General features: G+C 56.2%; 15 protein-coding genes and 1 tRNA gene. 7 read left to right on the forward strand and 9 right to left on the reverse strand.

Features of this window, described 5'->3' with window-relative positions:
• Window positions 1-42: 42 nt before the first annotated feature.
• Genes Q1K07_RS18565 through Q1K07_RS18580 form a run of 4 tightly spaced genes read right to left on the reverse strand, consistent with a single transcriptional unit; the run spans window position 43 to window position 2,014 of the window.
• Window positions 43-330 carry an acyl carrier protein gene (locus tag Q1K07_RS18565; RefSeq protein WP_300314514.1) on the reverse strand — a complete coding sequence of 96 codons (288 nt, stop codon included), beginning with the start codon at window positions 328-330 and terminating at the stop codon, window positions 43-45.
• Window positions 320-589 (reverse strand): phosphopantetheine-binding protein, encoded by a 270-nt coding sequence (locus Q1K07_RS18570; RefSeq protein WP_300314557.1) that lies wholly within the window; start codon window positions 587-589, stop codon window positions 320-322. Before Q1K07_RS18570 ends, Q1K07_RS18565 begins: the two co-directional genes overlap by 11 nt.
• Window positions 561-1,355, reverse strand: a complete 795-nt coding sequence (locus tag Q1K07_RS18575) for a 1-acyl-sn-glycerol-3-phosphate acyltransferase (protein WP_300314517.1) — start codon at window positions 1,353-1,355, stop codon at window positions 561-563. Before Q1K07_RS18575 ends, Q1K07_RS18570 begins: the two co-directional genes overlap by 29 nt.
• On the reverse strand, window positions 1,352-2,014 hold the full coding sequence (locus Q1K07_RS18580; RefSeq protein ID WP_300314519.1) for a beta-ketoacyl synthase chain length factor: 663 nt from the start codon (window positions 2,012-2,014) through the stop codon (window positions 1,352-1,354). Before Q1K07_RS18580 ends, Q1K07_RS18575 begins: the two co-directional genes overlap by 4 nt.
• A 424-nt stretch (window positions 2,015-2,438) precedes the next feature.
• Here Q1K07_RS18580 and Q1K07_RS18585 point away from each other — a divergent pair, with 424 nt between their 5' ends.
• The gene (locus Q1K07_RS18585) at window positions 2,439-2,825 is read left to right on the forward strand and encodes a hypothetical protein (protein ID WP_300314522.1); all 387 of its coding nucleotides are present in this window, start codon (window positions 2,439-2,441) and stop codon (window positions 2,823-2,825) included.
• A gap of 139 nt (window positions 2,826-2,964) precedes the next feature.
• Here the strand turns inward: Q1K07_RS18585 and Q1K07_RS18590 are convergent, their stop codons facing one another.
• Window positions 2,965-3,294 (reverse strand): YegP family protein, encoded by a 330-nt coding sequence (locus Q1K07_RS18590; protein WP_366945094.1) that lies wholly within the window; start codon window positions 3,292-3,294, stop codon window positions 2,965-2,967.
• Between the two features lie 195 nt (window positions 3,295-3,489).
• Between Q1K07_RS18590 and Q1K07_RS18595 the strand changes: the two genes are divergently transcribed.
• The gene (locus Q1K07_RS18595) at window positions 3,490-3,795 is read left to right on the forward strand and encodes a hypothetical protein (RefSeq protein WP_300314527.1); all 306 of its coding nucleotides are present in this window, start codon (window positions 3,490-3,492) and stop codon (window positions 3,793-3,795) included.
• 77 nt (window positions 3,796-3,872) lie between these two features.
• Window positions 3,873-4,661: a DUF3298 and DUF4163 domain-containing protein gene (locus Q1K07_RS18600; protein ID WP_300314530.1), complete on the forward strand. Its 789-nt coding sequence runs from the start codon at window positions 3,873-3,875 to the stop codon at window positions 4,659-4,661.
• A 133-nt stretch (window positions 4,662-4,794) separates the two neighbouring features.
• Here Q1K07_RS18600 and Q1K07_RS18605 read toward each other — a convergent pair whose 3' ends face one another.
• The 3 genes from Q1K07_RS18605 to ispB all read right to left on the reverse strand — a co-directional run bounded on the left by Q1K07_RS18605 (window position 4,795) and on the right by ispB (window position 7,287).
• On the reverse strand, window positions 4,795-5,709 hold the full coding sequence (locus Q1K07_RS18605) for a TIM barrel protein (protein WP_300314533.1): 915 nt from the start codon (window positions 5,707-5,709) through the stop codon (window positions 4,795-4,797).
• Between the two features lie 348 nt (window positions 5,710-6,057).
• Window positions 6,058-6,134, reverse strand: a tRNA-Pro gene (locus Q1K07_RS18610).
• A 154-nt stretch (window positions 6,135-6,288) separates the two neighbouring features.
• Window positions 6,289-7,287: an octaprenyl diphosphate synthase gene (ispB, locus tag Q1K07_RS18615; protein ID WP_300314535.1), complete on the reverse strand. Its 999-nt coding sequence runs from the start codon at window positions 7,285-7,287 to the stop codon at window positions 6,289-6,291.
• 314 nt (window positions 7,288-7,601) lie between these two features.
• On the opposite strand from ispB, the gene rplU reads away from it, so the two are divergent.
• The 4 genes from rplU (at window position 7,602) to proB (ending at window position 10,930) form a co-directional block, all read left to right on the forward strand.
• On the forward strand, window positions 7,602-7,913 hold the full coding sequence (rplU, locus tag Q1K07_RS18620; protein ID WP_149283213.1) for a 50S ribosomal protein L21: 312 nt from the start codon (window positions 7,602-7,604) through the stop codon (window positions 7,911-7,913).
• 91 nt (window positions 7,914-8,004) lie between these two features.
• Window positions 8,005-8,262 carry a 50S ribosomal protein L27 gene (gene rpmA, locus Q1K07_RS18625; RefSeq protein WP_300314540.1) on the forward strand — a complete coding sequence of 86 codons (258 nt, stop codon included), beginning with the start codon at window positions 8,005-8,007 and terminating at the stop codon, window positions 8,260-8,262.
• 288 nt (window positions 8,263-8,550) lie between these two features.
• Complete coding sequence (cgtA, locus tag Q1K07_RS18630) at window positions 8,551-9,738, forward strand: Obg family GTPase CgtA (protein WP_300314543.1); 1,188 nt, start codon at window positions 8,551-8,553, stop codon at window positions 9,736-9,738.
• A gap of 55 nt (window positions 9,739-9,793) precedes the next feature.
• Window positions 9,794-10,930: a glutamate 5-kinase gene (gene proB / locus Q1K07_RS18635; protein ID WP_300314545.1), complete on the forward strand. Its 1,137-nt coding sequence runs from the start codon at window positions 9,794-9,796 to the stop codon at window positions 10,928-10,930.
• A 144-nt stretch (window positions 10,931-11,074) separates the two neighbouring features.
• On the opposite strand, the gene Q1K07_RS18640 is transcribed toward proB, so the two are convergent.
• Window positions 11,075-11,280 (reverse strand): cytochrome c (locus Q1K07_RS18640; RefSeq protein ID WP_300314548.1); only part of this gene is annotated, 206 nt, incomplete at its 5' end.

Raw genomic sequence — 11,280 nt, forward strand, 5'->3', positions numbered from 1 at the left:
GTGCCGGCACAATGGATAGCATCCATTCAATAGACTATCGGTTCAGGCGTCTGGATTGCGAACCAGAGCCTCAACGGCATCAACCACATCATTGATCGTTCGAACTGACTTGAATGCTTCAGGGTTGATGCGTCGACCGGTGAACTGCTTGAGTTCCACGACCAGGTCGACGGCATCGATGCTATCGATATCCAGGTCCTCGTAAAGACGAGCCTCTGGACGCACTTCTTCGGCAGGCAGCTCGAACAGTTCGATCAGCGTCTTCTGGATATGCGCCAGGATCTGGTCACGACCGGGTTGCTGCAGAATGGTACGGGAGTCAGACGTCACGATGTGCCTCCACCAGCGCCCGCAGCGCTGCCAGGCTTGCGAAATGGCGACGAGTGTCTTCTGCCTCGGCGTCGAGTTTCACGCCATAGCGCTTTTGCAACGCCAGGCCGAGCTCCAGCGCATCGATGGAGTCAAGGCCGAGTCCTTCGCCGAACAACGGAGCATCTTCGTCGATATCGTCGGGAGTGATGTCTTCGAGTTCGAGTGTGTCGATGATCATGCGCTTCAGGTCAAGCGACAGCTGTTGTGTTTCGCTCATCATGTAGGAGTTCCAGTTCCCTATTGAAAAATTCGGCCAGCTCTTGAGTCAGGCGTCTGGCCTGTAACGGAGTGGGTGCTGCCGATGGCGGCTCTATCGGTAGTTCGTCCAGAACTCGTAAGTGAATATGTACCTTGGTTGCAGGTATGTGGTACCAGGGAACGTCTTTAGTCAGTGTAGTTGGTATGCACTGGATCAATACCGGGACGATGGGGGCTCCGGTACGCAGGGCAATATTGGCACCACCCCGTCGGAACTTGAGCGGACGCCCTGGTGTAGTGCGGGTTCCTTCCGGGAACAGAATCAGAGTATTGCCTGCGGCAAGACTGTTGTGTGCAGCCGCCAGCAGGTCTTCGGGATCTCGGTTGGTGATAAAACCAGCCGCTCGGATGGGCCCTCGGGTGAAGAGGTTGTCAGCGAGACGCCCCTTGACGATGCAGTCGGCATTAGGCGTGTGGGCCAGCAGGAAGATCACGTCGATCAGTGATGGGTGATTGGCCAGCACCAGTCGGCCAGGCCTGGCCAGACTGTGTCGGCCTTCCAGGCAATAGTCCAGCACACCGAGACCTTGCATCAGCCCGATGAAGCAGCGAAATGCCTTCTGGATGAGTTGTCTGGCCAACTGTTGGCGCCGTTGTGGATTGCGTATGCACACAGCAAGCATTGGCGTGATGACCAGCCCGATCACCAGCCCGCCCAGACCAAAGGTGGCGAAGGAGATGGCTGTCCCCATGCAGCGCCAGGCGCGGTTCCATACCCCACTCATGCAAGTGTCCACCCATGGCGGCCAATAGGCGTCTTGCCTGCGCCACATAGCCACTCAATGATATCTATCGGGGTGGGGCGCGGTAGTGAGTTGCCGGAGGCGCCGGCAACAAGCTTGTGGCCCTCGTTCAAGCTCAAGCGCATGCCTACGGCGCAAGCCTTGCCGGGGTGCTCGGTATGGCCCAGGTATTCCTTGGGGATATCGCCTTCGGTAAATGCAATGACCACCGCAGGATAGCCTTCGGCAAGATAACCTCGCGCCTCACTCAACAGGGCATCGAATTCGTTGCCGCAAGCACTCAGTGCTTGAAGAGGACGTTGATGCTGCCGGGCAATGGAATGAATCCCCAGGGTGGCGTTATGAACCGAAAGTGAAAAGCGTGTCGGAGACAGCGCTTCACCGGCAATGAGGTCATGCAGCATGGCCAGGGTTCGAGTAGCGTCGCCATGGCGTGAAGCATGCAGCAACGGCAGTTCCGCCCCGCTGTCCAGGCTGGCAAGAATGTCACAGGTGGCCCGCCCGGCGTCATCGAGACGTCGGCGTAACATGGCAGGCAAGCTCTTGCCTGGGCCATCGCTTGGCAACAGCTGAGGGGTGTCAGGACGATCCTCTCCGTGCTTTTGCCAGCCGCACCATTGACTGAGGCAGAGTTCATCCATGGCGTACTGCTTTGATAGCTGTTGTATTGGGGACTGCTGTATACCGTAACTGTTACATCGTATCCACTGTACGGATAAACACAGTGCCGGTAATCATGAAATATGCGTGGCGGATGCGTCACGGTCAATCCGGCATGGTGCCAATAGCGTCAAGACATTGCATCCGGTAAACGGCCCTTGTTTGCTAAAGATGATCTGTATCAGGTTTGTTAAGCCGTCATGGCTCATGGGCGAGAGCTCCTCGGCCGAGGTTCTTTTGATTCTCAAGCCGAGGCTCTTTGATAATCAATGAGGGGCGGGACATGAAAGTGGTGAGGCACATGCCACTTTGCACAACATTGACACGGGATGTCGCGACCTTGCCACATGGCTGGAGCTTATCGGCTTGTTAGCATGCCGATAAAGAAGCCGAAAGGATGAAGCCATGCGACTTGTATCTATCCTGCTCTCAATGGTTGCTGTCCTTGCTCTGGCCGGCTGTGCTTATCATCCCACGCGCATCGGTGGCGTGCCAGGCATCATCACGGGAGATGGTGGCTATGAGCGTCATCGCTCATACGATTGGGGGCGTCGGGAGAGGGAGCGCGAGCGTTGGGAGAGGCAGCACAGGAAAGAGTGGGAGCGCGACCGCGACCGCGATCGAGAAAAGTGGTTGCATGAGCAACGCAGGCGGGAGTATGAACAGCGGCGGGAGTATGAACGCCGTCGGGAATGGCAGCGTGAGCGTCGCGAGACTCAGCATGATCGTCGCGAGCGGGAGCTCCGGAAACGTGAACGCGCTCATCAGCAGCGTCATCGCCCTTGGGATTGAGTCCAAGGAGAGGGAGCTGGAAGCCAGGTAATGAACCCTTGACGGTTGCCTGTGCTGACTTCTTGCTGGAAGTTGAATTATCGCGCTGAAAAAGTCGCCACCCTGCGCTTGCTGAGGGTGGCGACTTTTGTTGTTGCCATCATTCTTTGACCTTTACGGGGCCTGTGCCATTGTTCATGACTGACTTGATGCCCTTTTCCATTGAGGGTGAGGCACGATACATGCCACTGGTGCCAATGACCTGGCCGTTGCTTGCTTTCAGAGTAAAGTAGTTGCGGCCATCTTTAGCGATTTTGCGTTCGAAACTCTTGGGGTTCTGGCTGTTTTTCTGGCAGGAGGCGATGCCGCTTTCGGCTGACTTCCTGGTCTTGTAGCGTTGGCTGGTCAGGATGATTTCATGATTGCCTGCCTTTAAGGTGAAGTTGAATTGACCATCTGTCGATGGCTTGAGCTCATAATATCCTGGCATGGTTCGTTCCCCTTGTGATGGCCGCCTGATAGAGGCGTGCCCTGTAAAGTAGTAGTCGCCAATCGGTGGCTTTTCCACTAAGTGGAGAACGGGATGCCTGTGGTAGCAAACATGAGGGAGAGTTCTTTCCTTGCCCGACTGAAAGTCAGTTATCATGGTTTCCTGTATTTCATTTTCTTCATGGTCCCTATTGCCATGCACAATCTCTATATTCCCGTCATCATGATCCTGGTCACGGTTGGCCTGGTCATCGGTGCAGCGACTCTTTCTGATGGTGATGTCGATACGGATATCCAGCATGCCATTGCTGCCACGCTCGACACATCTCAGGAAATCGTGCTGAAGGACATGAAGGAGGTCAATCATGGATACGGCGTCTGTGGTTGGTACCAGTTGTCAGGTTCTTCTGATGAATTTGCCCGTTTCTTCTACACCAAGGTTGATGATGAGGTTGAGCTGGATATTGGCTCCCGGCGCTATCGGATGAATTGCAAGTCTTGAACGGCGGCTTTTCAGAGCATGCCCCAGGTGATGGAAAAATTGACTTCAAGGCAGGGAATATCAAGGAGAGAGTACCCATGTCGATCTATTTGCGTTGGCCTTTGCTGGCAGTGATGCTGCCTTTGTTGAGTGCTTGCCAGCCGGCTGATGGAGAGAAACCCACAGAAGAAAAGCCGGCAGAACAGCTCAGTATTGAGAAAATCGATAAAACCATGCTGGCACCAGCATGTGATGATGCGGAAGACTGCTCCAAGATATCCTTGGCATATCTCAGTTTTCCTGAATCACCCGAGTTGTCGGCTGAGCTTGAGCAGGACTTGTTTTCGATGCTGGAAGGCATCGGAACCGGTGGGTCCGAGGCGGAGCCCCGGGATCTGGATCAGCTTGCTGCGTCCTTCTTTGCCAGTGCTCAGGAAGCCCGGCAGGCGAACCCCGATATCCCTCCCTATGATGCCAGCCTGAAGGCCGAGGTGGTGTCAGACCACAATGACCTGCTGGTGGTCGAGCTGAATGGCTATGTGTTCACCGGTGGTGCCCATGGCATGCCGCTGACAGAGTACTTCGTTGTCGATCGTCGTACTCAGCAGCGCGTAGGGCTTGATGACATGTTGATCGAGGGGCAGCGTGAGGCATTCGATGCCGCCGTGGCGGATGCCCATCAGCGCTGGCTGAAGGAGATCGAGCAGAATGCAGAGTTTGCACAGCAGTGGCCTCTGGTAGAGACAGATAATGTCGCGCCAATGGCCGAGGATGCGGTGATCAAGTTCAATGCCTATGACATCGCACCTTATGCGCTGGGCCAACCGGAGTTGCATCTGCCCTATGCTGCCCTTGAAGGGATCTTTGCCGAGCGATACCTGCCTTGAGAAGAAGCTCTCAGCGGAGCGCCATGTCGCTGAGGGCTGTTGTCAGAGTTGCTGAGGGTTCTTTCCAAATGTCGCTGAGGGCTCTTTCCAGATGTCGCTGAGGGCTCTTTCCAAATGTCGCTGAGGGCTCTTCTCAGATGTCGCAGATATGAATGGCCGCTTCCAGTGAACGTGCCTTGTTTTCCATGCTGTTCCTGTCAGGAATGAACTCCTGTGCGACATAGCCCGTGAATCCCGTCGCGAGGATGGCTTTCATGATGGCGGGGTAGTTGAGTTCCTGACTGTCATCGATCTCGTGCCTTCCGGGGACTCCCGCCGTATGGTAGTGGCCGAAATACTGGTGATTATCGCGAATGGTCCGGATGATATCGCCCTCGCTGATCTGCATGTGGTAGATGTCATACAGGAGTTTGAAATTGGGTGAGTCGAGTCGCTTGCATAACTCTATCCCCCAGGCCGAGTTGTCACACAGATAGTCGGGGTGGTTGACCTTGCTGTTGAATAGCTCCATGTGCAGGATGACGCCTTTCTGCTCGGCCTGACCCAGGATTCTCTTCAATCCCTGCTCGGCATTCTTCAGGCCATCTTCCGGAGTCATGCCTCGTGCATTGCCGCTGAAGCAGATCAGATTCTTGTAACCAGCTTCCTTCACCAGATCGATATGCTTGTGGTAACTGTCGGTCAAGGCGGAATGGAATTGCCTGTCGCCCCATCCATCTTCCAAGTTGGGCTCCGCCCCATTGCACATGGACGAGTCGATGCCGTGACGCTTGAGGATCTGCCACTCACTGGGTCCCACCAGATCAATGGCGGAAAATCCGATACGGCGGACGAGCGTGCAGAGCTCCTCCAGCGATAGGTCTTCGAATGTCCATCGGGCAACGGAATGGTGGATATTGCCTTTCAGTGCCCCACTGTCGCTGACACTATTGCCGGCATTCTGGGCATCTGATGCCTGCGCCTTCAAGGCGCCAAGGGCAGCCAGGCCAAGAGAGCTGGTCAGAGTATTGCGCAGCAGGCAGCGTCGGCTGATGGGATGTTGCGCCATGTGAGTCTCCGGTGTGAAAGCAGGACGAGCATAGGTGAAGTGGGGCAAAGCTTTCCTAAAGGGCATATCCTTGTATGTGTAACCGGTTACATCGAAGGGTGACATTCCACCTTAGTTGGTGAGTGGGGTAGTAGGGTGCATCGCCATCCAAGGTAATTACAGTTGGAAGCTGCCTGTATGGATGGAAGTATGAGGCCGTGAGCTAACACAGAGGTATGCTCATCTATACTGGCTGCTGCCCGAGAGGCTGTGGACAACCTTGTTCTGGTACGAAACGGTCACGTGACGTTCGTGATCATAAAAAAATCCGCTGACTCTATGAGAGAAGTCAGCGGATTCATTTGATTCTGGTCGGAGTAGCAGGATTCGAACCTACGACCTCTGCCTCCCGAAGGCAGCGCTCTACCAAGCTGAGCTATACTCCGACTTCTGCCGAGGCCTTGCCTCAACGGATGCGTAGTATACGGATCCGTTTTGTTATTGCAAGCCTCAAGAAAGCCAGTCCGCGATTTTTTTCCCTTCGCGCCGGGGCGTTAGCGACATGCTCCATTGATTAGCAAGAGCCAGTGCCAGGGTGTTTCACGTCTCACGCTCGACAGCGAGTTTGGCGAGATCTGCCATGGCATCGCGGAAGGGCGACTCTGGGAGGTGCTCGAGTTCGGCCAAGGCCTTGTCAGCCATTTCCTCTGCTTTCTGGCGAGTGTATTGCAGAGCGCTGGTGGCATCGATAATGGCCAGCACCTCATCCAGATGGTCAAGCCCACCTTTGCGGATGGCGCGGCGAATCAGCTTGGCCTGTTCAGGCGTGCCTGCTGCCATGGCTTGAATCAAGGGTAAGGTCGGCTTGCCTTCAGCAAGGTCATCACCGACGTTCTTGCCCATGGCCTTGGCGTCGCCCTGGTAATCGAGCAGGTCGTCAATCAGCTGGAAGGCAAGGCCCAGGTAGCGACCATAGGCGGCCAGGGCTTGTTCCTGCTCGGGAGTGGCTGCCGACAGGATAGCGCCACAATGAGAAGCCGCCTCGAACAGCATGGCGGTCTTGCCCTGAATGGTCTCGAAGTAGTCTGCCTCGCTGATGTCGGGGTTACCAACATTGGTCAGCTGCTGCACTTCACCCTCGGCAATGGTGCAGGTGGCGCTGGAGAGGACCTCCATGATGCGCATGGAGCCGATTTCCACCATCATCTGGAACGAGCGGGAATAAAGGAAATCGCCTACCAGCACTGAAGGCGCATTGCCCCAGGCATCGTTGGCCGTGGCCTTGCCGCGCCGCATATGGGATTCGTCGACAACATCGTCATGCAGCAGGGTGGAGGTATGCATGAACTCAATCAGTGTCGCCAGGGTGATGTGCTTGTCGCCCTGATAGTCCAGTGCCCGGGTCGCCAGCAGTACCAGCAGCGGGCGTAGCCGCTTGCCGCCACTTTCAATGATGTACTGGCCGATGGTCTCGACCAGTGGAATACGTGAAGCGAGCTGGTCGATGATGGTGTGATTGACTGCGGCGAAGTCGTCGGCGACCACGGCGTGGATGGGGGATGGGGCTGAAGTACTTGGCGACGTGGCGTTAGCAGGCATGAAGGCAGCTTCGACTGGTAGAAAGACGGCTTTAGACAGACTCGATAGAGCTCTTGGGTTGCCGGTCATGCTATGGGCCCCCCATGGGGGCGTCAAGACAGCCATGGTCAAGAGTTGCTTGAAAGCTGAGCCATAAGATGATGATTGTCGAGGCTCGGGACAGCTTGACGATACATATTGGGTTGTGTATGTCGAAGAAGGTGGTTATAATGCGCGGCCCACTCATCCATGCTCCCTGTCAGATGGTGTCAAAAGGGGCGCCACTCGAAACAGGTCGATCAAGAGCCAACCCCGATGAGTTTCTGGAGATAGACATGTACGCAGTTATCAAGAGCGGTGGCAAGCAGTACCGCGTTCAGGAAGGCCAGACCCTCAAGCTCGAGAAGCTGGAAATCCCCACTGGCGATACCGTCGAGTTCGACGAGGTTCTGCTGGTTGGTAATGGCGACGACGTCACCATCGGTGCTCCGCTGGTTGAAGGTGCCAAGGTCTCTGCCGAGATCGTTGCCCACGGCCGTGGCGAGAAGGTGACCATCATCAAATTCCGTCGCCGTAAGCACCACATGAAGCGTCAGGGCCACCGTCAGTGGTTCACTGAAGTTAAAATCACTGGAATCTCTGCCTGAGGAAATCGCTGATTCATTCAGTGTTTCCTGACGCCTTGTCCCCGGGCAAGCTGCGTTGCAGAACATTCCCTTAACGAGCGAGGACTTTGCAATGGCTCATAAGAAGGCTGCTGGTTCCACACGAAACGGTCGCGATTCTGAATCCAAGCGTCTTGGTGTCAAGCTGTACGGTGGTCAGGCTGTGGCTCCTGGCAACATCATCGTGCGTCAGCGCGGCACCAAGTTCCACGCCGGTACTGGCGTCGGCATCGGCAAGGATCACACTCTGTTCGCCCTGAACGAAGGCGTGATCAAGTTCGAGACCAAGGGTCCGAAAAACCGCAAGTTCGTGAGCGTTGTCTCTGCCTGAGACCGCCCGAGCGTAGAGGGTCGTTCCCCTGGCCTGAAAGTCGTTTTGGGCTGAGCAGGTAGTGGTTTCGACCCAAGAAGGCCCCGCCAAGCGCGGGGCCTTCTTGTATCATGGAAACAAGGCATATGAGGGCTGTCTGAAAAGTCGACGAGCGATCATCCGGGCTATCCGCGTTCCAGACGCGGATCAAGCACTTTCCGCTCTCAAGCGGTATGGCTGAGCGCAGACATTTCAGATACAACCTGAGCGTCGTTTCCGTATGCTGGTGTGTCCACCAGGAGATTACAGATGCAGTTCGTCGACGAAGCCTCGATCATCGTGGAAGCGGGCAACGGAGGTAGTGGTTGCCTGAGCTTTCGGCGCGAAAAGTACGTGCCCAAGGGTGGGCCTGATGGTGGTGATGGTGGCCATGGGGGCAGTGTTTACCTGATTGGTGATGATGCACTCAATACGCTGATCGATTTCAAGTACACGCGTTTCTACAAGGCTCAGAATGGAGCGCCTGGCCAGGGTCGCCAGATGAGCGGCAAGGCGGGTGATGACCTGCATGTCAAGGTGCCGGTAGGAACGACGGTGATCGATGAGGATACTCTTGAAGTCATTGCAGATGTCACGGAGGCAGGCCAGGTCGTTCAGGTCGTTCAGGGCGGACGCCGTGGTTTGGGAAACATCCATTTCAAGTCGTCGACCAATCGTGCTCCTCGTCGTACCACACCAGGCACGCCAGGCGAGCGGCGCAACCTGCGCCTGGAAATGAAAGTCATGGCTGATGTGGGCTTGTTGGGGTTACCCAATGCTGGCAAGTCAACGTTGATTCGTGCGGTATCGGCTGCTAAACCCAAGGTGGCCAATTATCCCTTTACTACCCTGGTGCCGAACCTTGGAGTGGTGAAGCTTGGCATGCACGAGCACTTCGTCATGGCCGACGTGCCGGGATTGATTGAAGGTGCGGCTGATGGTGCGGGACTTGGTCTGCGTTTCCTTAAGCATCTGACGCGTACTCGCCTGTTGTTCCACGTGGTGGATGTGGCGCCCTTCGATGAGTCGGATCCTGTCGAAGCTGCGCAGGCTATCGTCCATGAGCTGGGGCAGTTCTCTCCGGCACTTGCCGAGCGCCCGCGCTGGCTGGTGCTCAACAAGCTTGATCTGCTGCCAGAGGACGAGCGCGAAGAAAAAGTTGCCGACATCGTGCGCCGTCTCGGCTGGGATGGACCCGTGTTCCGGATTTCCGCTATTTCCCATGATGGCACCGATGTTCTGGTCCAGGCTGCTTATCGCTGGCTCACTGAGCAGCGCACCCTCGAAAATGAGGATGAAGAGGCCAGGGAGCGCGAGATGGAAATGCGACGCCGCATGGAAGAAGAGGCGGTGGCGCGTACTGAGGCACGTCTGGGTCGCAAGCGCCGTCGGGATGAAGACGATGACGACGACTTCGATGATGATGATTATGATGTCGAGATTGAATACGCCCCCTGAAGGATTGTGGAAGGTTTCGGGCTGCGCTGGGTAAATCAGTGATCGGGTGAAAGGGATGCATATCGAGCAGGTTCCCGGGCGTGAAGCGTTGTCCAGCGCACGCCGGTTAGTGGTGAAAATAGGTAGTGCCCTGCTGACCAATGATGGACGCGGCTTAGACGATGATGGCATTGGAGGGTGGGTCGATCAGATCGCCACACTGCGCAAGTCCGGTGTCGAGGTGGTCCTTGTGTCTTCTGGTGCTGTCGCTGCAGGCATGGTGCGCCTGGGCTGGGTGGCACGGCCCTCTGCTGTGCATGAGCTGCAGGCAGCGGCTGCGGTAGGCCAGAATGTGCTTACCGAGACATACGAGAATCACTTTGGTCGTCATGACTTGATTACGGCACAGATTCTGCTGACGCATGATGATTTGTCCAACCGCAAGCGTTATCTCAATGCCCGTTCGGCGTTACGCACGCTGGTGGATCTCAAGGTAGTACCGGTGGTCAATGAGAACGATACCGTTGTGACCGATGAGATTCGCTTTGGTGACAATGACACCTTGGGCGCGTTGGTGGCGAACTTGCTTGAAGCCGATGCTCTGGTGATCCTGACCGACCAGGAAGGGGTGTTTGATGCGGACCCGCGTTCGAACCCTCATGCCAAGTTGATTGACGAGGGCCGTGCCGATGACCCTTGGTTAGCCTCGGTTGCAGGTGGTGGTGGCGCCTTGGGGCGTGGAGGCATGGCTACCAAGGTGCGGGCTGCGCGTCTGGCGGCACGCTCTGGTGCAGTGACGGTGATAGCGAGTGGCCGCCAGCCGGACGTGATCTCCCGCCTGGTCAAGGGCGAAAGGCTCGGAACCTTGCTGACTCCTGACCAGGCGCCCATGGCAGCCCGTAAGCGCTGGTTGGCGGGCCAGTTGCAGGTACGTGGAACCCTGACGCTTGATGATGGTGCGGTGCGTGTATTGCGCAGCAGTGGTTCGAGTTTGCTGCCGGTTGGCGTGCGCAAGGCAGAGGGCAGCTTTGTGCGTGGCGACATGGTGGTGTGTGTCGACGAGAGCGGTGCGCGTATTGCCAAAGGGTTGGTCAACTATGGTATCGATGATGCGCGCAAGATTCTTGGTCAGCCCAGTGGACGAATTTCTGAACTGTTGGGTTACATGGAAGCCCCAGAGCTGATCCATCGCGACAATCTCATTGTATTGTGAGTGATGAGTATTGCGAGTCAGCAAAGTGGGTAATCTATGAAATACCGATATTGATCGGGCCAGCGTAAACGCCTCGCAAGGAATGCTTGCGAGGCGTTTTTTTCTGCACTGATTTCAGTGACTCGATATCAGAGCCTGAAGGGGTCAGTCGTCGAAGTCCGGTGCGCTGGTGACGCGATCTTCCGGCAAGGAGCTGCGAACCTTGGAGACCTGGTCGGCACTGACGTTATCGCCGTGATTGCCCCAGGCGCTACGCACGAAAGTGGCCAGCTCAGCAGCTTCTTCGTCCGACAGGCGCCAGGAGAAGTCAGGCATGGCCAGCGCTTCGGGCTTGTCGGGGGTGGAAGGCA

This window comes from Halomonas sp. (genome assembly GCF_029263665.1).
Classification (GTDB): domain Bacteria; phylum Pseudomonadota; class Gammaproteobacteria; order Pseudomonadales; family Halomonadaceae; genus Halomonas.